22 protein-coding genes are annotated in these 24,674 nt (G+C 45.2%); 6 read left to right on the top strand and 16 right to left on the bottom strand.

Translation table 11 applies throughout. The annotated features are described in order from the left end of the window. The first annotated feature begins 1 nt into the window (after position 1). The 3 genes from thrB (at position 2) to tesB (ending at position 3,574) form a co-directional block, all read left to right on the top strand. Positions 2 to 967, top strand: coding sequence for a homoserine kinase (thrB, locus tag ACRRS0_RS18270; protein WP_432451781.1), 966 nt, complete (start codon positions 2 to 4; stop codon positions 965 to 967). After that, entirely contained in the window at positions 964 to 2,241 is a 1,278-nt protein-coding gene (gene thrC / locus ACRRS0_RS18265) for a threonine synthase (RefSeq protein WP_432451782.1), read from the top strand. Before thrB ends, thrC begins: the two co-directional genes overlap by 4 nt. 472 nt (positions 2,242 to 2,713) lie before the next feature. Next, entirely contained in the window at positions 2,714 to 3,574 is an 861-nt protein-coding gene (tesB, locus tag ACRRS0_RS18260) for an acyl-CoA thioesterase II (protein WP_432451783.1), read from the top strand. 70 nt (positions 3,575 to 3,644) lie between these two features. Here the strand turns inward: tesB and grcA are convergent, their stop codons facing one another. Beyond that, positions 3,645 to 4,025: an autonomous glycyl radical cofactor GrcA gene (grcA, locus tag ACRRS0_RS18255; RefSeq protein ID WP_432460100.1), complete on the bottom strand. Its 381-nt coding sequence runs from the start codon at positions 4,023 to 4,025 to the stop codon at positions 3,645 to 3,647. Between the two features lie 414 nt (positions 4,026 to 4,439). On the opposite strand from grcA, the gene ACRRS0_RS18250 reads away from it, so the two are divergent. Continuing rightward, positions 4,440 to 5,012 (top strand): hemerythrin domain-containing protein, encoded by a 573-nt coding sequence (locus ACRRS0_RS18250; RefSeq protein ID WP_432451785.1) that lies wholly within the window; start codon positions 4,440 to 4,442, stop codon positions 5,010 to 5,012. Positions 5,013 to 5,057: 45 nt separating this feature from the next. Here the strand turns inward: ACRRS0_RS18250 and ACRRS0_RS18245 are convergent, their stop codons facing one another. The 7 genes from ACRRS0_RS18245 to ACRRS0_RS18215 form a co-directional block, all read right to left on the bottom strand. Next, the gene (locus ACRRS0_RS18245; RefSeq protein WP_432451786.1) at positions 5,058 to 6,065 is read right to left on the bottom strand and encodes a substrate-binding domain-containing protein; all 1,008 of its coding nucleotides are present in this window, start codon (positions 6,063 to 6,065) and stop codon (positions 5,058 to 5,060) included. Between the two features lie 31 nt (positions 6,066 to 6,096). Then, entirely contained in the window at positions 6,097 to 7,035 is a 939-nt protein-coding gene (gene rbsK / locus ACRRS0_RS18240) for a ribokinase (protein WP_432451787.1), read from the bottom strand. 99 nt (positions 7,036 to 7,134) lie between these two features. Continuing rightward, positions 7,135 to 8,010, bottom strand: coding sequence for a ribose ABC transporter substrate-binding protein RbsB (rbsB, locus tag ACRRS0_RS18235; protein ID WP_432451788.1), 876 nt, complete (start codon positions 8,008 to 8,010; stop codon positions 7,135 to 7,137). Between the two features lie 32 nt (positions 8,011 to 8,042). After that, positions 8,043 to 9,029 carry a ribose ABC transporter permease gene (rbsC, locus tag ACRRS0_RS18230; RefSeq protein WP_432451789.1) on the bottom strand — a complete coding sequence of 329 codons (987 nt, stop codon included), beginning with the start codon at positions 9,027 to 9,029 and terminating at the stop codon, positions 8,043 to 8,045. Next, on the bottom strand, positions 9,026 to 10,531 hold the full coding sequence (gene rbsA, locus ACRRS0_RS18225; protein ID WP_432451790.1) for a ribose ABC transporter ATP-binding protein RbsA: 1,506 nt from the start codon (positions 10,529 to 10,531) through the stop codon (positions 9,026 to 9,028). The genes rbsC and rbsA overlap by 4 nt, the downstream gene beginning before the upstream one ends. A 25-nt stretch (positions 10,532 to 10,556) precedes the next feature. After that, complete coding sequence (rbsD, locus tag ACRRS0_RS18220) at positions 10,557 to 10,976, bottom strand: D-ribose pyranase (protein ID WP_432451791.1); 420 nt, start codon at positions 10,974 to 10,976, stop codon at positions 10,557 to 10,559. A gap of 325 nt (positions 10,977 to 11,301) precedes the next feature. After that, entirely contained in the window at positions 11,302 to 11,469 is a 168-nt protein-coding gene (locus tag ACRRS0_RS18215; RefSeq protein ID WP_432451792.1) for a DUF3545 family protein, read from the bottom strand. A gap of 306 nt (positions 11,470 to 11,775) precedes the next feature. On the opposite strand from ACRRS0_RS18215, the gene ACRRS0_RS18210 reads away from it, so the two are divergent. Then, on the top strand, positions 11,776 to 13,185 hold the full coding sequence (locus ACRRS0_RS18210) for an alanine/glycine:cation symporter family protein (protein WP_432451793.1): 1,410 nt from the start codon (positions 11,776 to 11,778) through the stop codon (positions 13,183 to 13,185). 55 nt (positions 13,186 to 13,240) lie between these two features. On the opposite strand, the gene ACRRS0_RS18205 is transcribed toward ACRRS0_RS18210, so the two are convergent. The 8 genes from ACRRS0_RS18205 to clcA form a co-directional block, all read right to left on the bottom strand. Then, complete coding sequence (locus tag ACRRS0_RS18205) at positions 13,241 to 14,827, bottom strand: pectate lyase family protein (protein WP_432451794.1); 1,587 nt, start codon at positions 14,825 to 14,827, stop codon at positions 13,241 to 13,243. 874 nt (positions 14,828 to 15,701) lie between these two features. Next, complete coding sequence (gene ruvX / locus ACRRS0_RS18200; protein WP_432451795.1) at positions 15,702 to 16,130, bottom strand: Holliday junction resolvase RuvX; 429 nt, start codon at positions 16,128 to 16,130, stop codon at positions 15,702 to 15,704. Position 16,131: 1 nt separating this feature from the next. Continuing rightward, positions 16,132 to 16,695, bottom strand: a complete 564-nt coding sequence (locus tag ACRRS0_RS18195) for a YqgE/AlgH family protein (RefSeq protein ID WP_432451796.1) — start codon at positions 16,693 to 16,695, stop codon at positions 16,132 to 16,134. Positions 16,696 to 16,710: 15 nt separating this feature from the next. Continuing rightward, a complete protein-coding gene (gshB, locus tag ACRRS0_RS18190) occupies positions 16,711 to 17,667 on the bottom strand; it encodes a glutathione synthase (protein ID WP_432451797.1) in 957 nt (318 codons plus the stop codon). Next, a complete protein-coding gene (rsmE, locus tag ACRRS0_RS18185; RefSeq protein ID WP_432451798.1) occupies positions 17,668 to 18,399 on the bottom strand; it encodes a 16S rRNA (uracil(1498)-N(3))-methyltransferase in 732 nt (243 codons plus the stop codon). Between the two features lie 134 nt (positions 18,400 to 18,533). Further along, the gene (locus tag ACRRS0_RS18180) at positions 18,534 to 19,001 is read right to left on the bottom strand and encodes a SprT family zinc-dependent metalloprotease (RefSeq protein ID WP_432451799.1); all 468 of its coding nucleotides are present in this window, start codon (positions 18,999 to 19,001) and stop codon (positions 18,534 to 18,536) included. Between the two features lie 75 nt (positions 19,002 to 19,076). After that, positions 19,077 to 20,228, bottom strand: a complete 1,152-nt coding sequence (gene metK, locus ACRRS0_RS18175; protein ID WP_432451800.1) for a methionine adenosyltransferase — start codon at positions 20,226 to 20,228, stop codon at positions 19,077 to 19,079. Positions 20,229 to 20,662: 434 nt separating this feature from the next. Next, positions 20,663 to 22,075 (bottom strand): H(+)/Cl(-) exchange transporter ClcA, encoded by a 1,413-nt coding sequence (gene clcA, locus ACRRS0_RS18170; protein WP_432451801.1) that lies wholly within the window; start codon positions 22,073 to 22,075, stop codon positions 20,663 to 20,665. 571 nt (positions 22,076 to 22,646) lie between these two features. Between clcA and tkt the strand changes: the two genes are divergently transcribed. Then, positions 22,647 to 24,641 carry a transketolase gene (tkt, locus tag ACRRS0_RS18165; RefSeq protein WP_432451802.1) on the top strand — a complete coding sequence of 665 codons (1,995 nt, stop codon included), beginning with the start codon at positions 22,647 to 22,649 and terminating at the stop codon, positions 24,639 to 24,641. Positions 24,642 to 24,674 lie beyond the last annotated feature (33 nt).

Raw genomic sequence — 24,674 nt, 5'->3', positions numbered from 1 at the left:
CATGAGTATTGTGGTTTACGCACCCGCTTCAACGGCTAATGTGAGTGTTGGTTTTGATTCTCTAGGCGCGGCCCTATCACCGATAGATGGACAATTATTGGGCGACCGAGTACAAATTGAGGCGGCCGATGGCGCTGATGTGTTGATCGAGAATGTAGGGCCTTACGCGCATAAGCTACCCGCTGACCCGAAACAAAATATTCTCTATGACTGCTACCATTATTTTGCTCAGCAGTTGTTAGCGCATCATGGGCAAGTGCTAGGGTGCGTTAAAATGACCTTGGAAAAGAACTTGCCTATTGGCAGTGGTTTAGGCTCGAGCGCTTGTTCGGTGGTCGCAGCCTTAGAAGGCTTGAATGCCTATTTAGACTTCCCATTCGATAAAGAGCAAATGCTACTCATGATGGGGGAGCTCGAAGGGCAAATTAGTGGCAGTGTGCATTATGATAATGTGGCACCATGCTATCTCGGTGGGATGCAATTGATGCTGCAACAAGCTGGAGCAACCAGCCAAGCGATACCACATTTTGAGGATTGGTATTGGATTGTCGCCTATCCAGGCATTAATATTTCCACTGCCCAAGCTCGGGCGATTCTACCCGCCCAGTATCGTCGCCAAGATACCTTGGAATACGGGCGAAATCTTGCAGGGTTTGTTCATGCCAGTTACAGCAAACAGCCTGAACTTGCTGCGTCTTTGCTAAAAGACAAAGTGATTGCTGAACCTTATCGGGCTGAATTGATCCCTGGTTTTACTGACGTTCGCAGCTATGCTGCACAAAGTGGTGCATTGGCGAGTGGTATTTCTGGGTCAGGTCCGACGGTATTTGTGGTCACGCCAGTGCTGGAACAGGCGCAGCGTCTAAAAGACTGGTTAGAGCAACATTTTATTCAAAATCAAGATGGATTTTGCCATATCTGTAAAATTGATGAACAAGGCACTCGAGTAACAGGAACATCGCTATGAATTTATACAACTTAAAATGTAACGACGAGCAGGTTAGTTTTACCCAAGCGGTAAAACAAGGTTTAGGTAAACAACAAGGGTTATTCTTCCCTGAAGCGATTCCTCACTTTGATGATATCGATAGTTTGCTTGAACTCGATTTTCATCCTCGTTGTGCCAAGCTATTGGCTGCGTTACTCGATAACGAATTGTCTGAACAAAGCCTATTGGAAATGGTCACTAAAGCCTTTATTTTTCCAGCACCTTTGGCAAAAGTGACCGAGCAGATCAGTGCATTAGAGTTATTTCACGGACCGACTTTGGCCTTTAAAGACTTTGGTGGACGTTTTATGGCGCAGTGTTTGGCCAAGTTCTCCGAAGGTAAAAAAACCACCATTTTAACCGCAACTTCGGGGGATACAGGGGCGGCGGTGGCACACGCATTTTACGGTATGGAAAATATCAATGTGGTGGTGCTTTACCCCAAAGGAAAAATCAGCCCATTGCAAGAAAAGTTGTTCTGTACCCTTGGTGGCAATATTACTACGGTGGCGGTTGAGTCGGACTTTGACGCCTGCCAGGCGATGGTGAAACAGGCCTTTGATGATCAGTCGCTAAAAACTGCGATTGGTTTGAATTCGGCGAATTCGATCAACATTAGCCGGTTGGCTGCGCAAGTGTGTTACTACTTTGAAGCGGCCGCACAGTTAAGTAAAGCAGAGCGGCAACAGCTGGTGGTTTCGGTGCCTTCAGGTAACTTTGGTAACCTCACCGCAGGTTTAATCGCCAAAGCTATGGGCTTGCCGATTAAGCGTTTTATTGCCGCGACTAATGTGAATGATACGGTGCCTCGTTATCTTGCTTCTGGTCAATGGGAGCCTAAGCCGACTCAGGCTACGCTTTCCAATGCGATGGATGTGAGCCAGCCCAATAACTGGCCACGCGTTGAAGAGCTGTTTAAAACTCAAGGTTGGTCTTTAAGTGACCTAGCCAAGGGGGTGATGACCGATGAACAGACTGCGGAGGCGCTTAAAGCTTTGGATGCACAGGGCTATTTATGTGAGCCGCATGGCGCAATCGCTTATCAGCAATTGAGCGAACAGCTGATGGATGGCGAACAAGGTTTATTTCTGTGTACCGCTCACCCGGCTAAATTTAAGGAAAGTGTCGAAGAGATCTTGCAGCGCAAAATCGATATTCCTAAACCGCTTGCCGATCGTGCGGATCTAGATTTACTGTCGAAGCAGATGCCTGCAGATTTCGCACAATTAAGAGCTTTATTACTGAGCTTATAATTTAATTTTCGGCTTCGTTAAAAAAAGCAGTGGGTGTGAAACCCATTGCTTTTTTTTGTGTTTGGGAGGCTGCTATGCAAGTGGTCGTTTTGGAGTGCGTTTCGTTATTGAAACAGTAATAAAGCTGAGCAAAGCAAACGAAATCTTCATCAATTTACGCACATTTTTATTTATCTTACTTAAAGGGCTGGTTATCGTTAATCACTTAAATCTCTAGTCTATATGGTTTTTCTCTTGGTTAAGAGTTTCAAGCGAGAATCAAAATTGACCAAGCTGAGGCTTTCAAGTTTACCGAGCGCACTGTCTACCGTTATTTTCAGGTCTGCTCACATCATCGACGCTCGTCCCAACAATCTGTCTCGGGATACTTTATTTACGTTTTTAACATTAACTGTTATTCGCTTTGGCTGAGTTGATCTTTGCAAACTTCTCGCGCATATTGCACCGATTGACCTCAAAAATTACGATTATTATGAGTAAAGTGTTAAAAGATCTGCTCGAACTTTTGAGCTTAGAGCGCATAGAAGAAGGACTATTTCGTGGCCAAAGCCAAGATTTAGGTTTTGGTGCAGTGTTTGGTGGGCAAGTGATGGGACAGGCATTGTCGGCAGCCAAAGAAACGGTAGCCGAAAATCGCCAGGTGCATTCATTTCACTCTTATTTTTTAAGGCCAGGCGATCCGAATCACCGGATTGTATATGATATTGAAAGCATTCGTGATGGACGCAGTGTGTCTACTCGCCGAATCAAAGCGATTCAATTTGGCAAGCCAATTTTTTACATGACGGCTTCTTTCCAAGAGGTGTCTGCTGGTTTTGAGCATCAGGATGCGATGCCAGAGGTTCCCGCTCCAGAAGATCTACTCTCTGAACAAGAGTATGCATTTCAGTTACGAGAGATGCTGCCCGATGCGGTGCGCGACAAATTTATTTGTGATAAACCTTTAGAAATGCGTCCGGTCGAGTTTGTTAACCCTTTATTACCAGAAAAACGAGCTGCAAAACGCTGTGTATGGTTTAAGGCGAATGGTCAAATGCCCGATGATAGTCGTATTCATCGTTATCTGCTGGCCTACGCTTCAGATTTTAACTTCTTACCGACCGCCTTGCAGCCCCATGGCCGCTCTTTTATTGAACCGGAAATACAAGCCGCAACGATTGATCACAGTATGTGGTTTCATCACGATTTTCGCTTAGATGATTGGTTGTTATATGTGGTTGATAGCCCGGTAGCATCTCAGGGTAGGGGTTTAGTTCGAGGACAGTTTTATACCCGAGAGGGTAAGCTAGTGGCTTCTACCATTCAAGAAGGTTTGGTACGCGAGCGTCGTTAGAGCTAGGTTGGATCTCATGTAATAAAAAAGCATGCTAAAGCATGCTTTTTTTGTTTTTGCAGACTGCGTGTTATAGCGACTCAGTGAAAGTCCGAGTGATAACATCTTGTTGTTGTTCAGTGGTTAGCGAGTTGAAACGTACTGCATAACCAGAAACACGAATGGTTAACTGTGGATATTTTTCGGGGTGCTTCACGGCATCTTCTAACGTTTCGCGACGTAGTACATTCACGTTAAGGTGTTGACCACCTTCTTCCAGTGCCTGTGCTTTCATCGGTACTTCGCGATATTCGATCTGACCCAATGTATCGATGGCGACGACTTCATCTTCTGCAAAAAGTTCATCTTTAACACAAAGGCAGCGCGCTTGATTTTGTTCGTTATCTAACAGCCAAAAAGAACCAAGTAGGGCTTGATTGTTTGCTTTAGTGATTTGAATACCTGTGGTCATAACATACCTCATTAGCTTAAAAGTGTAATTTTATTACAGCATATAGCGATGCCTGAGCCATTACTTGAATCATTATCGCCACTTGCTGAAACTATACTACAATTGACCTTAATCAAAAAAGGGTTTTTTTTAATTTTTTTTGCGGTGTTTGTTGACTCAGTGCAAACCGTTAGCTTGGTAATTATGCTTGCAACCGAACATTCTTGACTAAATGCTGTACAAGGGGTGGGTGTTTGTTGAACAATAAGTCATATTGATTGTTCAACGCTCGTTTTGCGAAGCCTTGAACAGGGATTGTAAAATTTGTGAACTAGGCAAAGAGGCAATCGGTCTAATAGACGATCTAGCGCAATAATCTAAAAATAATAAGTACCTTATACTGAATCTAAGAGTGCGGTTAGCTAAGGAGCAGCAATGTTACAAAGTCTTCATCAAGACCATCAGAATATCGCCAAGTTGTTAAAAGTGTTGGAGCAGAAACTGGAGCATATTCGTAACGAAAAAGCAGTTAAATATAAATTAATTGCTCATATTATTAGTTATATGCAAGAGTACGCTGACCGTTGCCATCATCCTAAAGAAGATCTGATTTACGATTATTATACCAAGTATCGAGTTGTCGAAGATGACTTGTCTGGGCAACTAAAGCAGCAACATCTCGACTTACTGGAGATGACCGCCGAGCTCAGCGATATTATTGATATTATTTTATTGGACGCGGTGGTTCCTCTGGATCAATTTAGCGACAAATTAGAAGCATTTATTAAAGCCCAATGGGATCACTTGAATTATGAAGAAGAGGTGATCTTCCCGGCCTTAAAAAGACATTTAACGGAAGATGATTGGCGGGCGATAGAGCAAAGCTGGCAACATGGTAATTTCGAAGATCCTTTATTTGGTCATCGAGTGCAAGAGCAATATAAAGCTTTAGCTGAGCGGATTAAGCTCTCGGAACCGCATGAGGAAAGCTCAGGCGATTCGGTTTAGAATCGATTTGAATCAACCCGCTAAGAAGCTGGTTTTTAGCCTCAATTAGGCAGAATAAGTCAGAACGCTGTCACGGATCACTAAGCTTGGCTCTAACTGGATAATTTGGTTTGGTTGACCGGGATACTCTATTTTTCTTAGTAGGCTATCGACGGCCTGCTGCCCTAAGCGGTGTTTGGGTTGATGAATCGTGGTGAGTGAGGGAGTAATGTATTTGGCTAATTTAATGTCATCATAACCGATCAGCGAGAGTTGCTCAGGAACCTTAATACCGAGCTTGCTAGCGGTATTAATCACCCCCATGGCCATCATGTCATTAGATACGAATAACGCACTTGGCAGGGGAGCATTCGCATGAATAGTTCGAAATGCCTGCTCGCCGCCCTCGCATTCGAAGTTACCAGAGGCGACCCAAGCTGGATTTACTGGTAGCTTCGCCTGTTCCATCGCTCGCAAAAATCCTGCGTAGCGTTGTTGCGCAGTTTGTTTGTCGAGAGGCCCAGTAATGCAGCCAATTTGACGATGGCCCTGGCTAATTAGATGTTGGGTGGCTAATTGACCACCTTGCAGTGAATTATCTTGGATTTTGTCGCTGGGGAAGTTGACTGGACCCCAGTCCATCACCACCGTTGGGACTGGTTGATGGCGGCTAAATAAATCGAATTCGGGGTTTTCTAGTTCGCCGCACATGAGTAGTAGTCCGTCTACCCGTTTTTGTAGTAAGGCGTCCAGGTTTGATTTCATCCGCTCCTGGTCACCTTCGGTATTACACAAAATTAGATTGTAGCCGTGTTGGTAACAGCTGCGCTCCACGCCTTTAACCACTTCACCGAAAAAGGGGTTGGTAGATGTCGTGACCAACATGCCGAAGGTTTTGGTGTGTTGTACCTTTAAGCTGCGAGCCAGAGCCGATGGTGCATAGTGCAATTGATCGACTGCAGTCATCACTCTAAGAATGATATCTTCGCTTACATAACGGGTTTTATTTAATACATGGCTTACCGTTGAAGTAGAGACTCCAGCATGTTTCGCTACATCTTTTATGGTCGCCATGGCGATTAAATTCTCCTGATTAATCAGACTATTAATTACCTATAGTCGCAGAATCTTGCTGTGCAATAAACTCAAAAACCTGTTGTCGATCAGGAATTGAAGGTTGGGCTCCAAATTTCGTGACCGAGAGTGCTGCAGCGGCATGTGCGAAACGTATCGCAGATTCTGCTGGCTGTTGTTCTAATAAAGCGGTGACCAAGGCGCCATTAAAAGTATCTCCTGCTGCCGTGGTATCTAGCGCCTTGACTGTATAGCCTGCAACTAGCCTGCCTTCACCTTGATGGCTGACCCATGCCCCCTGACTGCCCATCGTGATCAATACCCATGGGATGCCTTTTAGGTGTAAAGCTTGAGCGGCTTGAGCAGCGCTGCTGGCGTTCACCACTTTGATCCCAGTGAGCGCTTCGGCCTCGGTCTCATTGGGGGTGATCATATCAATCAGAGCCAATAAGTCATCATCAAGTGCCCTTGCTGGGGCTGGGTTGAGTACGACTCGGGTTTGGTGCTGTTTTGCTAATTGAGCCGCAGCGGTCACCGTTTCGATAGGGCTTTCCAATTGCATCAATAAGGTATCGGCTTGCTCAATTAACGAGGTGTGAGCGGCTAAGCGTTGTGGCGTTAGCTGAGCATTTGCCTCGGCGGAGATGGCTATACTATTTTCGCCAGTTGCTGCAACTAAAATCATAGCAATGCCAGTAGGGCAGAGACTGATTTCCATTACCGCTTCGGTATTGATTCCGTCTTTGGCAAAATTGATACGGCTTTGCTGGCCAAAGGCGTCGTCTCCAATGCAGGCGATAAAGGCAATATCGGCCCCTAGGCGTGCGGCTGCGACGGCTTGGTTTGCGCCTTTACCGCCCGCAACCACTTGGTAGCCGCTACCTTGCAAGGTTTCACCTGGTTGAGGAAAACTATTCACCTGTAATACATGGTCAGCATTGACACTGCCTAATACAACCAATTTGCTCATTTGTTACCTCGATGATTGCTACTTATGGAACTGAGCTGGAAGCTTGTTCTGCTCAGTTCCGGTTGATTATTTAGCTGTAAGTAAAGTGCTTCTTTAGGCTTATTTTGTGACCACTTTTAAAGGGACTGGAATGTATTTCTCTACCGTTTCACCTTTTAACATTCTATCAGCAGTCTCAATCCCTAGGGCTCCAATTTTTTCAGGCTGTTGGGCAATCGTTGCTGCCATCAAACCGCGTTTTACTGCAGCAATACCGTCGTCGGTGCCATCAAAACCAACGATTAGTACTTTTTTGCCTGAGGCTTGTACCGCACGCAAAGCGCCTAACGCCATTTCATCGTTTTGCGCAAATACAGCCTTAACATCAGGATTTGCAGCAAGCATATTTTCCATCACGTTCAGCCCTTTGGTGCGATCAAAGTCAGCAGGTTGGCTACCGAGTAACTGCATTTTGCTGCTCTCGACCGCTTGCATAAAGCCTTGGCCACGCTCGCGTGCCGCGGAGGTTCCTGCGATCCCTTCTAACTGAATTACTTTTGCAGTTGCGCCAGCCTGCTGCACTATAAATTCACCTGCCATTTTTCCGCCCGCGACATTGTCTGAAGCGATATGGCTGACCACATCGCCACGGCTAGCACCGCGATCGAGCGTTAATACTGGAATTTTGGCGTGATTGGCGATGCGGATTGCGTTTGAGACCGCATCGGAGTCAGTTGGGTTGATCAGAATTGCTTTTACACCACGTACTGTTAAGTCTTCCACGTTGGAAAGCTCGCGGCTTGGGTCATTCTGTGAATCTAAGACCAACAGATCGTAACCGAGTTGTTTAGCCTTTGCCTCAGCACCATCTTTCATCGATACGAAAAATGGATTATTTAGGGTTGATACCACCATCGCGAGAGTATCGGCGGCGGCGGTGGTGCTGATCGCAGTACCAAGTACAGCCATAGAAAGTAATGTCGTGAGCTTGTTCATAACGATGTTCCTTGTAGTTGAGGTTCTATCTATTATTTGTTTTTGTTGTCTACCATGACTGCCAATAAAATCACCGATGCTTTGGCGATCATTTGGAAGTACGAAGATACGTCTAATAAATTTAAGGCATTGTTTAAAAAACCAATGATTAAGGCGCCAATAAGGGTACCCATAATCCGTCCTTTCCCACCCATTAAACTGGTTCCACCTAATACCACGGCGGCGATTGCGTCTAACTCGTAGCCCATTCCTGCGGTTGGTTGAGCCGAGGAGAGCCGAGAGGTGACGATCAAGCCAGCTAAGGCTGCAAGCAGTCCACAAATGGCGTAAACACCAATTTTTACGCGATCTACATTGATTCCAGAAAGGCGAGTCGCCGCCTCGTTGCCACCGAGTGCATACACATAGCGACCAAAGCGGGTGTGATTTAGTAGGTACCAAACCGCAGCAAATACCAATGCCATTAACCAAATAGGCACAGGGATCCCCAGCATATAACCAGTACCGAACCATGCGAAGCTATCGGCAACGTCGGTAAAGCCTGTAGAGATGGGGCGGCCATCGGTGTACACCATGGTCACACCGCGTAGTAAAGTCATGGTGACTAAGGTTGCGATGAAAGCTTGAACCTTCCCTTTCGCAATAATCAGTCCACTCACCGCACCTAAAGCTGTTCCCGCTAACAGTGCGGCTGGCACCGCGATGTAAACGGGGATTTCCAAGCCAATCATTGAGGCGGCAAAGGCTCCACAGAGGGCCAAGATAGAGCCGACACTTAAGTCAATCCCTGCGGTTAAAATCACTAGTGTCATGCCAACCGCAATAATGGCGTTAACAGAGGTTTGCCGCAGAATATTAAGGAGGTTATCTAGGGTAAAAAAATTGGGATTTAGTATTGAAACGACGACGATGAGTAAAATCAGCGCAATCAACGATTTTTGCTCAATTAACCAATGCTTACTAAATATGCTTGGTGTTTGGGCTTGGGGGCTTTGTTTCGCTAGGGCTTTGCTGTTCATGCTGCGTCCTCATTAATTTTTTTACCAACAGCGCAGGCCATTAGTGTCTCTTGATCGGCTTGTTCGGCGCTAAATTCACCGCTTATGGTGCCTTCGTGCATCACCAATATTCGGTCACTCATGCCCAGTACTTCAGGCATTTCTGAAGACACTAAAATAATGCTCATGCCTTCAGCCTTAAATTGATTGATTAATTGGTAGATCTCTTTTTTGGCGCCGACGTCTACGCCGCGGGTGGGTTCGTCTAAAATCAGGATTTTTGGACGGGTCATCAAGCCTTTTGCTATCGCTACTTTCTGTTGGTTGCCGCCTGATAAATTACCGATGATTTGTTCACGGCTGGGGGTTTTGATATTGAACAGCGTGATAAAGTCTTCGACGGCGATAATTTCATCGCCATGCTTCAATTGTGGCCCATTAGAAAGTTGTTTCAGGCAAGATAGAGACATGTTTTCTTTGACCGATAGCCCCAAAACTAAGCCTTCTTTTTTACGGTCTTCCGAGATGTAAGCGATGCCTAAGGCCAAGCCTTCTTGTGGGCTGCAAGGGTGAATGGCTTTTCCTTCTAAATAGACTTCACCAGAATCACGGTTGAGGGCACCATAGATCACCTTCATCAATTCAGTTCGACCTGCGCCCATCAAACCAGAGATACCGAGAATTTCGCCTTTATTTAAGTGGAAACTGACTTGACGTATGCCGGAGCCACTTAAGTCTTTTAGTTCAAGGCAGGTATTGCCATGCTGGTGGTTGATACGAGGGAATTGCTCATCAAGACGACGCCCCACCATCATTTCAATCATGCTATCTTCGTCGATATCGTCAATGCTGCGTTGACCTATAAATTTGCCGTCACGCAGCACCGTAATGTCATCGCAAATCTCAAATATTTCTTTTAAACGGTGGGAAATATAAACAATGCCGCAGCCCTGGTTTCGGAGCTCTTTGATCACGGCAAATAAAGCTTCGGTTTCGGTGTCGGTGAGTGCATCGGTGGGCTCATCCATGATGATCACCTTGGATTCAAAGGACAGCGCCTTGGCGATTTCGACCATTTGTTGTTCACCTAAACTAATCGAACCCAGCAATTGCTTGGCGCTGTGTTGAATTTTGAGACGAGCCAATAGTCGGTCGGCTTGTTGATACATGAGTGGCCAATTGATTCCGCCAAAGACATAAGTAGGTTCTCTACCTAAAAAGATATTCTCGGCAATACTTAGCTCAGGGATCAGGTTGAGCTCCTGATGAATGATACTAATACCTGCGCTTTGCGATGCGCGAGGGCCATCAAAACTGACTGGTTTATTTTGATAGTTAATCTTCCCGCTATCGAGGCTATAAATACCGGTGAGCACCTTCATTAAGGTGGATTTTCCTGCACCGTTCTCACCTAATAAGGCCATTACCTTACCGGGATAAACACGCAAGCTAGCGCCATCTAAGGCTTTCACGCCAGGAAAGCTCTTTTCGATATTGTTGAGTTCTAGGATCGGCTGAGTCATGAAAGCTCCAGATTCGGATAAAGGGCTAAAACACCACGCCTGCGTGGAAAATAACATTGGCGTAAGGGGTGAATTCGCCAGTTCTGACGACGGCGTTTGCACTTGCTGTTTGTTGTTTAAAAGTCTCATGACTTAGCAAATTAAGGCGGATTGACTGACCCGATAATTGCTCTTGTTGTTGGATTAGCTGGAGCAACTGTGCATGCAACTGTGGGCTATGGCTCAAGGTTTCTTCGGCGAGAGTCACGGCTTCAATTTGCATTTCACCAAGTACCGCTTTAACGGTGTCAATAAAGCTAGGAATGCCTTTAGTTAATGCGAGATCAAGGCGTTGGCAGCTGTCGGGGATTGGTAGGCCAGCGTCGCCGATACAGAGCTGATCTTGATGGCCCAATTTGGCGATAATGTAAGACAGTTCAGCATTGAGTAGGGGTGCTTTTTTCATGATAGTTATCATCTCTGTCAGTGATTAGGGAACGATTTTTATTTAGATTTACTCTTCATCGAAACGTTTGCGCAAACGTTTCGATGAAGAATTTAGCGCTAATTATTATAATTTGCATGTGTCGTTTGCAGTTCTTGGGGCTTAGCTCACGCTTTTTTTGTAGGCGAGATTAGGTGAGTCGTAAAAATTGACAAATAGTTTAACTTTTGTACCGCAGAGGATGAGTCTTCGATGATTTCTCCCTTCCGTTGAAGGGGGGCTCTTGCGAATATAATAAAAACCCGGCTTAACCGGGTTTCCTGTCATATTCGTATTTCGTCACAGATTAATATTCGTATTCGGTATGAAGATCGAAACTATGGTCGATTGACTGTAGTTCCTTCTGTAAGCGGATTTTATCTTTTATTGCCTCAATTTCTCGCCATTTGCGCTTTTTGTTTGAGCTGCGAGAAGCCTTGCTGGTTTCAACAGTATCCAAGTCTAGCCTATCCATGGTTATCTCCTTGTATGTTGTTGCAGTTAATAAGTACCACAGGTTCAATGAAAGTAAAATACCAATGTTACAAAAAAGTTTCTGAGCTGCATTTTTTTGACTATAAATCGCAAAACATATAGCTATTTTGTAGGATTAAAGTGGTTATTTTATAGCGTTAATGCCTTTTATTTATATATATGCGCTTTTTTATCTTGTTTTTGTTATATATCAAAGCATGGTTATTGGTGCCTCTCTAAACTTCGCCTCCGCAAAAGTATGTTGAAGGTATGACATCAACGTCCAAAAAAGAGGTGAATAATAGGTATGAATGAAGTTATAAACTGGATGAATGATGTACTTTGGGGAAATCTACTAATTTATATATTGGTTGGCTCAGGGGTGTTATTTACGATTAGAACTGGGTTCATTCAAATTAGACATTTTGGCCACATGTTCTCAGTGATGAAGTCTAGCCGTAAGGGCGATGCTAGTGGTATTTCTTCTTTTCAGGCCTTATGTACGAGTTTAGCGGCGCGAGTCGGCACTGGTAACCTCGCTGGGGTTGCCGTGGCTATCACACTGGGTGGCCCGGGCGCGGTATTTTGGATGTGGTTAATTGCTTTCCTGGGCATGGCGACTAGTTTTGCAGAGAGTAGCCTTGCGCAGTTGTATAAAGTTAAAGATAGCGATGGTAACTTTCGTGGTGGTCCATCTTATTACATGGAACAAGGCTTAGGTAAACGCTGGATGGGCGTGGTTTTTGCCATCTGCCTGATAGTTGCCTTTGGTTTGGTTTTTAATGCGGTGCAAGCCAATTCTATCGCTTCCGCCCTCAATGAAGCTTTTGGATTCGATAAGGTATTGGTGGGCCTAGTATTAGTGGCTGCGGCAGCCTTGATCATTTTTGGCGGGATCCGCAGTGTTGCTCGATTCGCGGAACTGGTGGTGCCCGTGATGGCTTTAGCCTACGTTTTAGTTGCCTTGGTGGTTGTGGTAATCAACATCGATAAGATGCCTGAGGTGTTTAGTCTTATTTTCCGCTCGGCCTTTGGTTTTGAAGAGGCGGGAGCTGGTGCTTTCGCTGCCGCAATGATGAATGGTATCAAACGAGGATTGTTTTCCAACGAAGCGGGTATGGGCAGCGCACCGAATGCGGCTGCAACCGCGACGCCTTATCCTCCGCATCCGGCTTCCCAGGGGTATGTGCAAATGTTGGGGGTATTTATCGATACTATTGTCATTTGCACTGCCACTGCGGCGATTATTTTGCTGAGTTATAATGAGTCTCTTGCGGGTGGCGGGATTGCGCTCACTCAACAAGCGCTTAGTAGTCAAGTTGGTGCTTGGGGGAGCTATTTTGTTGGTGTTGCGATCATCTTTTTTGCTTTCACTTCAATTGTCGGGAATTATTCTTACGCAGAGACTAACCTGATTTTTCTTGAGCATAATCATAAAGCTGGTTTGTGGATCTTTCGTCTATTGGTGTTGGCGATGGTGATGTTTGGTGCGGTGGTTAAAATTGATATTATTTGGAACCTGGCCGATGTATCCATGGGACTGATGGCAATTGTTAACCTCGTGGCGATCCTGATGTTGTCGGGCGTTGTGGTTAAGCTGGCAAAAGATTATAACCGTCAACTAGATGCGGGTAAGCTTCCTTGCTTTGATAGTAAGGACCATCCAGAATTGCAAAAACAAATTGATCCAGAAATTTGGTCGAATCCGCAATCATAATTGTATTCAATTAATAAAAAAAAGCCTCGAATCTTTCGAGGCTTTTTTGAATGAATTATTTAGGAACAGAAATATTTAGTTTTCCGATGCCTGCATTGTCCAGCACATAATCTTTAACCACCGATGGATTACGGCCCACTGTATAGTTATAAGGAGGGGTCCAATCTAACTGGTTGGTACAAGTTTCTAATGCCCAACTCGCTGGCTCTTTATTTTCCAGGGCTGCTTTTTCTTTTTCTTTTGTTTGTAGCTCGGTACATTTATTTATGGCTATTTGATTTAATTCTGTAGCGGGCTCATCATTAAACCAAGAACCATTGTCTTTAAATTTACTTCCTTTATAAGCACCAATAATTGTGCTTTCTTCAGCACCACTTCCTTGGAAATCAAATACATTACTTTCAGAAAGTATCGATGATCCATAACCCATTCCAATGGCATACAGAATGGGGTAATCGGCGTCAGTTGCACCTTGATGATAGTTATTAATTAAATGAACTTTGCCAAAGCGTACTCGTGGAGTGCGTTGTTTATTGTTCTTCCAATAGTTACCTTCGAAGGTAATACGATAGTCTCCGGTATCGCCATCTCCAGAGCCGATGATCATTGTTTTATCGTGTTCTGAAAAAATATTATAAGAGAGAGTAATATAATCGGAGTCATCTTCTATATCTAACAAGCCATCATGGCGTTGGACATGTTTACCGAAAATATTCTCTTCGTCTTTGTCAAGGTGGTCTCCATCAGAAAATGAACAATGGTCAATCCATATGTTATTACTGGCATTAATCGATACGGCATCATACCGAGCATTCCAATTACCAGAGTCACCATCGCCAGCATCCCACGCAGGAGCAAAATCACGGGGAGCTTGGAAAGTGATATTGCGAATAATAATGTTGCTGTTATCTGTGCGATCAAAGGTATGGCTCAGTGTATTTAGAGATAAATAGCCTTCAATTAACTTGGCATCATTGCCGACCCCTAACAGAGTCGTATTGGGTGGTACTTGAAATTGAATTTGTGATTTTTGATTATTGGCATATTGAGAACGTTGACCATTCTGTCTTTTTAACAGGTCAAGCTCCGTTTTAGCGGCCTCCGCATCAGCGCCATTTGCGTCGATGGTCGCTTGCAATTCATCGCGATAATCTTGGTCGAAAGCCTTCACATAGAGATCAAAATCAAATTTAGTTCTATTTGGTTTGGACTTATAGTATTCGGCATCCGCATAGCTACCATCGCTTAATTCATCACCGCGAATCGTACCTTGCCAATAGATGATTTTGGGCTCAAGTTTGGCTTTCAATTCGGCAGCACTATCTCCGGAAATATAGTTTTCGCTATTAATGTTATTCAGTGCATCTCTTAATTCTTGACGGCTAGAAACGACATAAATACTGTCTTCAGTGGCACCTGCGCCACCAGTAATTTGATGAGCATTACCGTCTGGATCTTTATATTGCGTAACCCAGCCAAAGGGAGCATTTTTAACTTGTAGATCTTGTTGCTGACTAGCATCATCCTTTCCATCAGCGGTGTATTCAATACTATCATTACATCCGGTGAGTAATAAACTGGATGTGATTAAGGCAAGGGTACTTAGGCGTAGAGTATTATTATTTATTTTTTTATAAGACATTTTATTTTTCCAGCATCCTCATGAACTTCGCGAATGTTTGATGTAAGTGGTCTTTAAATTTGTGATTAAATTTATTGGCTTGTTTTACAGGTAACATGACACTTCAATCGGTGCTTTTAGTCGTTAATATTAGTCATCAGTGTGACGCGTTCATTTGTAATATAATAATCTCTTAATATTTTTTTGTGATGAATGTCTTTGTATTTATTAAAATGAGCTAACACATTAATTTTATTGTATTAATTTCTAGTTTCATCACATATTTAGGGAAATATTTAGCGGATAGTTTTGGCTGTTTTTTGACCGGCGGGTTCGGGGTATCGACTTGATATATGTATGAGAGTGTTTTTATTCAATTTTTTACAGCTTTGTCATGAATTAAAAATTTTATGATCTCAACGTTATAAATAGGGGCTTTAAATATACTCGGTATATCGGATGACTTGTTTGAGATATGCTTGCTCGGTGTTTGAAATTGCCTGTGGGCAAATTGATTTTGCGCATTTATTCGCCTGATATTTGTGACGTTAATAACAGCTAATTGAATGATGATTGATATTTTCGCTGCGAACCACACCGCTTTCCGTTCATGAGAGGTTTAGCTGTTCTTTATGCGAGCAAGGAGTGAGTGGGAGAGCGCCTCGTATCATACCAATCTAGCTAATTATCAGTTCATTTTGCGGGCCTAAATCAGTGCTAATTACGTTATTCATCTTGTAATTAGATTCACTCGTTACTGCAGTTTATGCCTCGTTATCGACAACTTTATTTTGCGCAATAAATAGGTCATATCATGAATCAGATTGGTAGCAGTGGATCGCGTCCCTTGCTCTCATCGGCTTAAGTTGTTTCGCCGGATTTAAGGCTTAGGCGCTCAAACTTGTTCTGAACACCAGCTTTCAAAGATTAAGGCGGCCGCGAGGCTATCGACAGCACCTTTTTCTAGCGCCTTGTAACCACCTAATTCAAACAGTTTTTCCTTGGCATCAACGGTGGTTAGACGCTCGTCCTGCAGCGCAATGGGATAGCCGAATCGCCCATGTAAGCGATTGGCGAATTTTTTTGCACGGGTGGTCAGCTCCTGCTCACTGCCGTCCATGTTGAGGGGTAAGCCGATAACCAGCAGGTCGGGTAGCCATTGTGCCAGTAGTTTTTCCACCGTTTGCCAGTTGGGGATACCATCCTGAGCTTTGAGCGCTGCCAACGGTTTGCCGCTGGCGGTGAGCTCTTGGCCGATAGCTACCCCGATACTCTTGGTGCCAAAATCAAAGGCTAATACCGAACGTTCTCCAGCTCTTGCCATGTTAGGCGTGCCCCACTTCACTGGACAGTTGCCAAACATCGATCCCCAGGCTTTTGGCTGCAGCCTCCCAGCGTTTATTGCTGGGAACCTTGAAGATGATTTCGCTATTGGCTGGCAGGGTAAGCCAATAATTATCGGCAATCTCTTGTTCTAATTGACCCGCCTCCCAGCTGGCATAACCTAAGGTGACGATGTAATCCGAAGGCTGGGCGTCTGTACCAAGTGTGTCTAATACGTCTTTGGAGGTGGTGACCATCAGATCGTCGCTTACTTTCAAGCTGCTGCTAAAGCCATGCATGGATGAATGCAACACAAATCCACGCTCCAGAGCCACCGGTCCACCTTGGTATACCGGGCGGTCTAGATGCTCTCGATGTACTTCGGTAGCGTCATGTAGTTCGATTTGTGCCAGTAGTGATTCGACCGAGAGATCCACTGGTACATTAATGACTAAGCCCATCGCGCCCTGTTCATTATGCTCACAGATATAAACCACCGCTCGTTTAAAAAACGGGTCATTCAGGCTAGGCATCGCTAATAAGAACTGGTTTTGCAGTGTATTCATGGCTGACCACTTCACTTAGGTTGATACTATAAGTTTAGCTTCAATGGCATCCATTAACTTGCCTGTAATCGAAATATTGAAGGCTGCTTCTATTTCTTTAATACAAGTCGGGCTGGTGACGTTAATTTCGGTGACTTTATCACCAATCACATCGAGGCCGACAAATACCAGCCCTCTGGCTTTGAGTTCTGGGCCAATTGCGTTTGCTATTTTCCAGTCACTCTCTGATAGCGGTTGAGCCACACCGCGTCCGCCCGCGGCTAAATTACCGCGAGTTTCACCTTCTGAAGGGATCCTTGCTAGGCAATAGGGCATCGGCTCGCCATCCACGATTAAGATCCGTTTGTCGCCGTCGACAATTTCAGGAATAAAACACTGAGCCATGCAGTACTCTTGACCGTGGTTGGTTAAGGTTTCGAGGATCACGCCAACATTGGGATCGCCTTGTTTTAAGCGAAATATCGAAGCGCCGCCCATCCCATCCAGTGGCTTCATGATCACATCTTGATGTTGTTGATGGAAAGCTTTCAGACGCTTCATGTCACTGCTGACCAGGGTTGTCGGAGTGAATTCGGCAAACCAGGCGGTAAATAGTTTTTCGTTGGCATCGCGTAAGCTTTGAGGTTTGTTAATGATTAAACAACCTTCGCTCTCGGCGCGCTCCAAAATGTAGGTGGCGTAGATAAACTCGGTATCAAAGGGGGGATCCTTACGCATCAGGATCACATCTAATTCACTTAAACTTTGATCGACTTCTGGGCCTAATTCAAACCAAGACTGGGCATTTTCTTGGACTGCCAAAGGGCGCATAGCGGCTGCTGCGCGACCATTTTCCAGATACAAGTCTTGCATTTCCATGTAATAGATTTGATAGCCACGTGCTTGCGCTTCCATCAACATGGCGAAGCTTGAGTCTTTCTTAATATTGATTTGGGTGATGGGGTCCATCACGATCCCGAGTTTAATACTCATTTATGCTAAGTCTCCAAATTGACATTGCAAAGCCGTTATTGCTGTTAGTGCGGCAGTTTCGGTGCGCAGCACTCGTGGACCGAGTAGGGTCTCTTGAAAGTGATGCTGGTTACAGACCGCAATTTCTTGCTCTGTGAGCCCTCCCTCGGGCCCGATCAACAATCTTACGCCATGCAGCGGAATGGGGAGGGTCTTAATGCTATATGGGGCCTTTGGATGCAAATTCAACTTCATTGCTTGACTGTTTTCACCAGCCCACTGCTCAAAACTCTGTAGTTCGGCGATCTCGGGTACGACACTGCGCCCTGATTGTTCACAGGCGGCAATCGCGATTTTTTGCCATTGTTGGCGTTTTTTCTCAAAACGCTCTTGGTTAAGTTTGACCCCACAGCGCTCACTGGTGAGTGGGGTGATTTTATTGACCCCCAGTTCCACCGATTTTTGAATGGTAAATTCCATGCGGTCACCGCGGGAAATCACTTGTCCTAAATGGATCCTGAGGGGGGATTCGCTGGCATTAAGTTGTTGCGTTAATATTTTTACACTCACCTGCTTCTTGCCGCTACTTTCGATACTTGCGGAGTAATTGTTGCCGTCGCCATTAAATAGCTCTAAGTGTTGGCCTGCTGTCATCCGTAATACTCGACCGACATGGTTGGCGGCCTCGCTATCTAATTCAACGATTTGCTGAACGTTGAGTGGGGAGGGTTGATAAATACGAGGAATACGCATGCTAAGTGTCGGCTCCTGAGCGAGTGAAAATTGAAGCAAATAAGGTTGTTAAGGATAAACTGTTCGTCGCTCGAAGCCTAGCCTGCAAATCGTTGCGGTTGTTAGTGCTGCTCATTTGGCTGGCAAGTTATGGTTTATTGAGCAACCAAGGTTTGTTTACAGCGTTTACATTGATAGCGAGCCCCTTGCAGTACTTTATTATGACGGCGGATCCCCAATTGATGGTTTTGGCACTGGCAGCGATACATCACCGTGCTTAGCTCGAGAGTTTCCAGGGAGTAACGATGGGTGGTTGTAGGTGAGCAGTGGAACACCTGTTGCATCAAGGTTTGCCATTCTTTGCCGTGTGGTTTGATTCGACCATAGAGGGCGTGGCAAATTAGATGAGCCACTTCGTGAGGCACGGTTTGAGCGAGGAAGTGTTGTGGTTGTTGTTGGTAAAAATGCTGATTAAAGCGTAGTCGCCATTGAATTAGGTTGGCGCTGCCCGCAACTTTACTGCGACGTGCCGATAACACGATTTCTGGTCGTGTAAATGCACGTTGATAGAAGCGTTCTGCTTGTTGAAAGCAAGCTTCAACCTGTTGCGAAAGTTGTTGCACCTTAAGATCCAAAAAGCCGAAAGGATAATCGCTGATTATACGCTTTCGGCTGCTTCAAGCTAGTGAAGCTTGGGTTTATAGGCCAGCATCGGCTTTCAGGGCTTCGGCTTTATCGGTTTGTTCCCATGGGAACTCGTTGCGACCAAAGTGACCATAAGCGGCTGTGGCTTGATAGATGGGGCGCTCCAGGTCGAGCATTTTCAAAATACCATAAGGGCGAAGGTCGAAATGCTTGCGTACCAAGGCAATCAATTTGTCTTCAGCGAGTTTACCACTACCAAAGGTTTCGATACTAATAGAAGTCGGCTCGGCGACTCCAATCGCATAAGACACTTGAATCTCACAACGCTCTGCTAAACCTGCTGCGACAATATTCTTGGCGACATAACGGCCTGCATAAGCGGCACTACGATCCACTTTTGATGGATCTTTACCGGAGAAAGCCCCCCCGCCATGACGCGCCATGCCGCCATAGGTATCCACAATGATCTTACGGCCAGTTAAGCCACAGTCGCCCATTGGCCCACCAATGACAAAACGACCTGTGGGGTTGATATGGTACTGGGTTTTGTCATTGAGCCACTGTGCTGGAAGCACTGGTTTAATGATTTCTTCCATTACCGCTTCACGCAAATCTTCGGTGGAAATGCTGTCGCAATGTTGGGTCGAAAGGACTACTGCATCGATCCCGGTAATGATGCCATTCTCATAAGCAAAGGTAACTTGAGATTTTGCATCTGGGCGCAACCAGCTTAAGACTCCATTCTTGCGAACCTCTGCTTGGCGTTTGACTAGTAGGTGAGAGTAGGTAATAGGTGCTGGCATAAGCACATCGGTTTCGTTGGTCGCATAACCAAACATTAAACCTTGGTCTCCGGCACCTTGTTCTTCTGGTCGAGCACGGTCAACGCCTTGGTTGATGTCTGGAGATTGTTTCCCAACCACGTTTAATACCGCACAAGAATCTGCATCGAAACCCATGTCGGAGTGGGTATAACCGATTTCTCGTACCGTTGAGCGAGCTAATTCTTCAATATCCACCCAGGCTGAGGTTGTGATTTCCCCGCCAACCATCACCATGCCCGTTTTGACGTAAGTCTCACAAGCTACACGGGCTTTGGGATCCTGGGTTAAAATTGCGTCCAATACAGCGTCAGAAATTTGATCTGCAATTTTGTCTGGATGCCCTTCAGACACTGATTCTGAAGTAAACAAGTGTGTAGTCATGTGATTGGACTCTCTTAGAATGTAATGTTGATGACGTATAGATGGATGACCATCTGGACGTCTATTCTAGTTTCGCTGACTTTATTTTTCCACTCTATTCGCTCATTAAATCATGAATCTGCGAATAATCTGTGAGAATGGCTACCCTCGCGACTGAATCAGGGGGCTTGCAGCAATACTGTTACCGGGCTTAAAGCCCACTTTACTGATGATTTTTATTTGGGAAGCGCTGAATCAAATGTTATGTACCATATAACAAGTCGCTGCTGAGTGTTGCCGACGAGGGACGAAAAGAACAAGCTCAGCAATTGTGCTATCGTTCTTGGCGATGACTTTAACTTTGGGCTCGTGCTTTCCGATGTGATGGCTGTATATCTGGGTCATTTACTATTTTGAACCGTAATGCCTGATCCTTACGCACAGCGATTGCGAGTTTAGCTTGTTTTACTATCCTCGTGACTTTCGTTGATCTGACGTTTGATTTCAGGATTGTTACGCAGTGATTGCTTCAATAGTTCAGAATATAGTGATTTCCCTTTCAAGGCTTGGGCAATGAAGGTCGCTCCTAAACAAGTAACCAGTAACGGCAAAATGAGCTGGTAGTTATCGGTCATCTCAACCACTAAAATGATGCCAGTGACTGGCGCTCGAACTGTTGCGGCAAACAGAGCCCCCATGCCAGCAATGGCAAAGATGCCTGGTTCAGGAACCAGGTCAGGAAAATAACTTGCCATTAAGCTGCCATATGCTAATCCAAGCAGAGTGCCCAGTGCGAGCATGGGAGAGAATACTCCCCCAGGTGCAGCCGAACCAAAACTCGCAATGGTCGTAAATAAGCGAAGCACAAACAATAACAGGCAAACACCCCAAACAATTGGATTTCTAAACAACTCGGTGATGAGTTCTACTCCGCCGCCGGTGATATCGGGAACCAAGCTTTGCAGGGTCGCAAATACTGCACCAAATGCCGCACCTGTCATCACGATCCGCGAAATTCGGTTTTTTTGGAGCTGTTGTACTTTAGCCGTGGTACTCAAGACCCAACGGTTAAAGTTAACGCCAACAATACCAAAAATAATTCCTAGTAAAGCGAATAACCACAGAGAGTTGAGTGCTGGAATCGAAAAGTTCGGAATATCCATCACTGCCGATTGGCCATGAATCGAGCGCATCACAATGGTTGCCGCGGCGCTAGACAAGGTGACGCATTTGAATGAGGTAATGCTATAGCGAAATTGCGGCCGCATCTCTTCAATTACAAATAGCACGCCGGCCAAAGGGGCGTTAAAGGCGGCCGCTAAACCAGCGGCAGCACCCGCCGCTGTTAAGATATGGGTGGCGTGTTGATAACGTTTGGCCCTGCCGGCAAACATTCGACCTACCGAACCACCGATTTGAATCGAAGGACCTTCTCTTCCAAGTACCATTCCGGAACTGATGGTGAGCGCCCCAGCGAAGAACTTTATCGGTAGCACTCGACGCCAACGGATATCATGTAAGCCATCCAGAGCGCCTTCTAAGTGCGGGATCCCGCTTCCTGAAGCTTCCGGCGCAAAGCGAGCCGTTAACCAAAATCCCAAGGCGGTGATCAGAGCGCCAATCAAGGCACCTGCGATAATACTTAAGAAAGGACTTAGCGAAGCGCTCTCGACTAAGTGAATCCGAAAGTCACCAACCCAATTAATCAGTTCTTCAAACATCGCGATCACTAAACCGACGGTTGCGCCAACAAAGCCAGAAAGAGCAATCAGAACCATGTAATCGTATTGGGTGGTAAAGAATTTAGGGGTGGTTCGGTGCTTGATTAATCCACCTTGAAAAAACCGAAAGTTGGGAGACTTAGGCATTTTAAATCTAAAACCTTAATAGCAAGAATGACTTCAACGTATGAATAATTATTCATACGTCCATAAAATTAATCAGCGCTTAGTTGGGGTGAAAGTAAATCACCATGCTGTTTCGTTGGTGCCGACTCAGCGGTTCAAACATATAAAATAAGCTCTTGTCGCAGGTAACGGATGACGAAAATGAATTAAGGGGTGGAGAGGCGTAGAAGCCGATAACTCATCTATCAAAGGAATAATCCGTTATTGCTAATCATTTAATGTTTGATTGTGTTGTCACCACTCCAGAGCGAGGAGTGTGTAACTAGGTTACGTGCTTTTGCGACAGGTTGGTATGATTTTAATCAAAAAAACGTGATCGGTATCACTTAGACATTTTTGCGTTGGGACATTGTCTCTTCGGTTCTGTTATTTGCGCCATTATTTTGAGTAATTGTCCACGTGAGTACTCAATAAGTGGAACTCAGCCATAAATTTACCGATTCTTTTTAGATAATTATTGAGTAACATCGTTGACTTTGTGACAATACGCGCCTCTCGATACCCTATAGCCTATAATTTGCAGGAGAAATTCATGTCTTCTCGTCGTCAACTCGCCAACGCCATTCGTGCTTTAAGTATGGATGCAGTTCAGCAAGCTAACTCTGGTCACCCTGGAGCCCCCATGGGAATGGCTGATATTGCTGAAGTGCTATGGCGCGACTTTTTGAAACATAACCCGAATGACCCAAATTGGGCAGATCGTGACCGCTTTGTTCTATCGAATGGTCATGGCTCGATGTTGTTGTATTCTCTACTGCATCTTTCTGGTTATCAACTGCCTATCGAAGAACTAAAAAACTTTCGCCAATTACATTCTAAAACGCCAGGCCACCCAGAATATGGTTATGCGCCGGGTGTAGAAACCACTACCGGTCCGCTTGGTCAAGGTCTTACCAACGCTGTGGGTATGGCTTTAGCAGAAAAAATATTAGCGGCTCAATTCAACAAAGATGGTTTTCCTGTGGTTGACCATTATACCTACACCTTTCTCGGTGATGGCTGCTTGATGGAGGGGATCTCTCACGAAGCTTGTTCACTTGCTGGTACTCAAGGTTTAGGTAAATTGATTGCCTTTTGGGATGACAATGGCATTTCGATTGATGGTGATGTCGAAGGTTGGTTTACCGACGATACCGTGAAACGTTTCGAAGCTTACGGTTGGCATGTGATTGGTGGTGTCGATGGCCATGATAGCGACGCAATTGCGGCTGCGATTACGGCAGCCAAAGCTGAAACAAGCAAGCCAACCATGATTTGTTGTAAAACTGTGATTGGTTTTGGTTCACCGAATAAATCGGGTAGCCACGATTGTCACGGTGCACCACTTGGTGCTGACGAAATAGCGGCTGCTCGTGAATTTTTAAATTGGCCCTATGCTGCTTTTGAAATTCCTCAAGATATTTATCAAGCTTGGGATGCAAAAGAGGCTGGTGGCTCATCACAATCAGAGTGGAATCAGTTATTTGCTGGCTACGAAGCTGCTTACCCAGCACTTGCGGCCGAGTATAAACGTCGTATGAACGGCGACTTACCAAGTGATTGGACAGCATTTGCTGATTCGTATATTGCTGATTTACAAGCTAACCAAGCTAAAGTCGCGACGCGTCAGTCTTCACAAAAAACCTTAGAAGCTTTTTGTCCTAAATTGCCTGAATTACTGGGTGGCAGCGCAGATTTGGCTCCGTCTAATCTTACGATGTGGTCTGGTTCTCAAGCGGTGACTGCTGAGGACGCTTCCGGTAACTATATGCATTACGGTGTGCGTGAGTTTGGTATGTCGGCAATCATGAATGGTGTGACCTTACATGGTGGTTTAAAAGCTTACGGTGCGACTTTCTTAATGTTTATGGAATACGCACGTAATGCCTTACGCATGGCTGCATTAATGAAGCAACCGACTATTTTTGTGTATACCCATGACTCGATCGGTTTGGGTGAAGATGGTCCAACTCACCAAGCGGTAGAACAAACTGCGAGTTTACGTTTAACCCCCAACATGAGCACTTGGCGTCCCTGTGACTCGGTAGAGTCAGCGGTTGCTTGGCGTCATGCGATTGAACGCAAAGATGGCCCAACATCGTTAATCTTTTCTCGTCAGGGTTTGGCACCGCAAGCGCGTGATGCTCAACAACTGGCTGATGTTGCTCGTGGTGGTTATGTATTGAAAGATTGTGCTGCTACGCCAGAACTTATTTTGATTGCAACGGGTTCCGAAGTTGAACTTGCCGTGGCTGCTTATGAAGAACTGAGCGCTGCAGGTAAGGCTGTTCGAGTAGTTTCTATGCCAGCAACAGATGTTTTTGATGCGCAATCAGCCGAATATCGTGAATCTGTATTGCCTTTCGCAGTCCGTAAACGAATTGCAGTTGAAGCGGGTATCGCCGATTTCTGGCATAAGTATGTTGGTTTCGATGGAAAGGTCTTAGGAATGACCACCTTTGGTGAGTCTGCGCCAGCGGGTGAGCTATTTAAGTTGTTTGGCTTCACTCAAGAGAACCTCGTGAAGATGGCTAACGAACTGTTGTAAGACAGTCGTTAGTTATTATTTATGAGTAAAACC

Origin of the sequence: Agarivorans sp. QJM3NY_29, assembly GCF_050870835.2 — a bacterium.
Classification (GTDB): Bacteria; Pseudomonadota; Gammaproteobacteria; order Enterobacterales; family Celerinatantimonadaceae; genus Agarivorans.
The sequence above is the reverse complement of the archived record's forward strand: the minus strand, read 5'-3'. Positions and strand labels throughout refer to the sequence as shown.

Coding starts and splice junctions, on each gene's coding strand:
- rbsK (WP_432451787.1), bottom strand. CDS start 7,035: ATGAGCAAATTGGTTGTATTAGGCAGTGTCAATGCTGACCATGTATTA.
- ACRRS0_RS18245 (WP_432451786.1), bottom strand. CDS start 6,065: ATGGCGACCATAAAAGATGTAGCGAAACATGCTGGAGTCTCTACTTCA.
- rbsA (WP_432451790.1), bottom strand. CDS start 10,531: ATGACTCAGCCGATCCTAGAACTCAACAATATCGAAAAGAGCTTTCCT.
- gshB (WP_432451797.1), bottom strand. CDS start 17,667: ATGAGTATTAAACTCGGGATCGTGATGGACCCCATCACCCAAATCAAT.
- tkt (WP_432451802.1), top strand. CDS start 22,647: ATGTCTTCTCGTCGTCAACTCGCCAACGCCATTCGTGCTTTAAGTATG.
- tesB (WP_432451783.1), top strand. CDS start 2,714: ATGAGTAAAGTGTTAAAAGATCTGCTCGAACTTTTGAGCTTAGAGCGC.
- rbsC (WP_432451789.1), bottom strand. CDS start 9,029: ATGAACAGCAAAGCCCTAGCGAAACAAAGCCCCCAAGCCCAAACACCA.
- ACRRS0_RS18195 (WP_432451796.1), bottom strand. CDS start 16,695: ATGAATACACTGCAAAACCAGTTCTTATTAGCGATGCCTAGCCTGAAT.
- ACRRS0_RS18215 (WP_432451792.1), bottom strand. CDS start 11,469: ATGGATAGGCTAGACTTGGATACTGTTGAAACCAGCAAGGCTTCTCGC.
- thrB (WP_432451781.1), top strand. CDS start 2: ATGAGTATTGTGGTTTACGCACCCGCTTCAACGGCTAATGTGAGTGTT.
- rbsD (WP_432451791.1), bottom strand. CDS start 10,976: ATGAAAAAAGCACCCCTACTCAATGCTGAACTGTCTTACATTATCGCC.
- rbsB (WP_432451788.1), bottom strand. CDS start 8,010: ATGAACAAGCTCACGACATTACTTTCTATGGCTGTACTTGGTACTGCG.
- thrC (WP_432451782.1), top strand. CDS start 964: ATGAATTTATACAACTTAAAATGTAACGACGAGCAGGTTAGTTTTACC.
- metK (WP_432451800.1), bottom strand. CDS start 20,228: ATGACTACACACTTGTTTACTTCAGAATCAGTGTCTGAAGGGCATCCA.
- ruvX (WP_432451795.1), bottom strand. CDS start 16,130: ATGGCAAGAGCTGGAGAACGTTCGGTATTAGCCTTTGATTTTGGCACC.
- clcA (WP_432451801.1), bottom strand. CDS start 22,075: ATGCCTAAGTCTCCCAACTTTCGGTTTTTTCAAGGTGGATTAATCAAG.
- rsmE (WP_432451798.1), bottom strand. CDS start 18,399: ATGCGTATTCCTCGTATTTATCAACCCTCCCCACTCAACGTTCAGCAA.
- ACRRS0_RS18205 (WP_432451794.1), bottom strand. CDS start 14,827: ATGTCTTATAAAAAAATAAATAATAATACTCTACGCCTAAGTACCCTT.
- grcA (WP_432460100.1), bottom strand. CDS start 4,025: ATGACCACAGGTATTCAAATCACTAAAGCAAACAATCAAGCCCTACTT.
- ACRRS0_RS18210 (WP_432451793.1), top strand. CDS start 11,776: ATGAATGAAGTTATAAACTGGATGAATGATGTACTTTGGGGAAATCTA.
- ACRRS0_RS18250 (WP_432451785.1), top strand. CDS start 4,440: ATGTTACAAAGTCTTCATCAAGACCATCAGAATATCGCCAAGTTGTTA.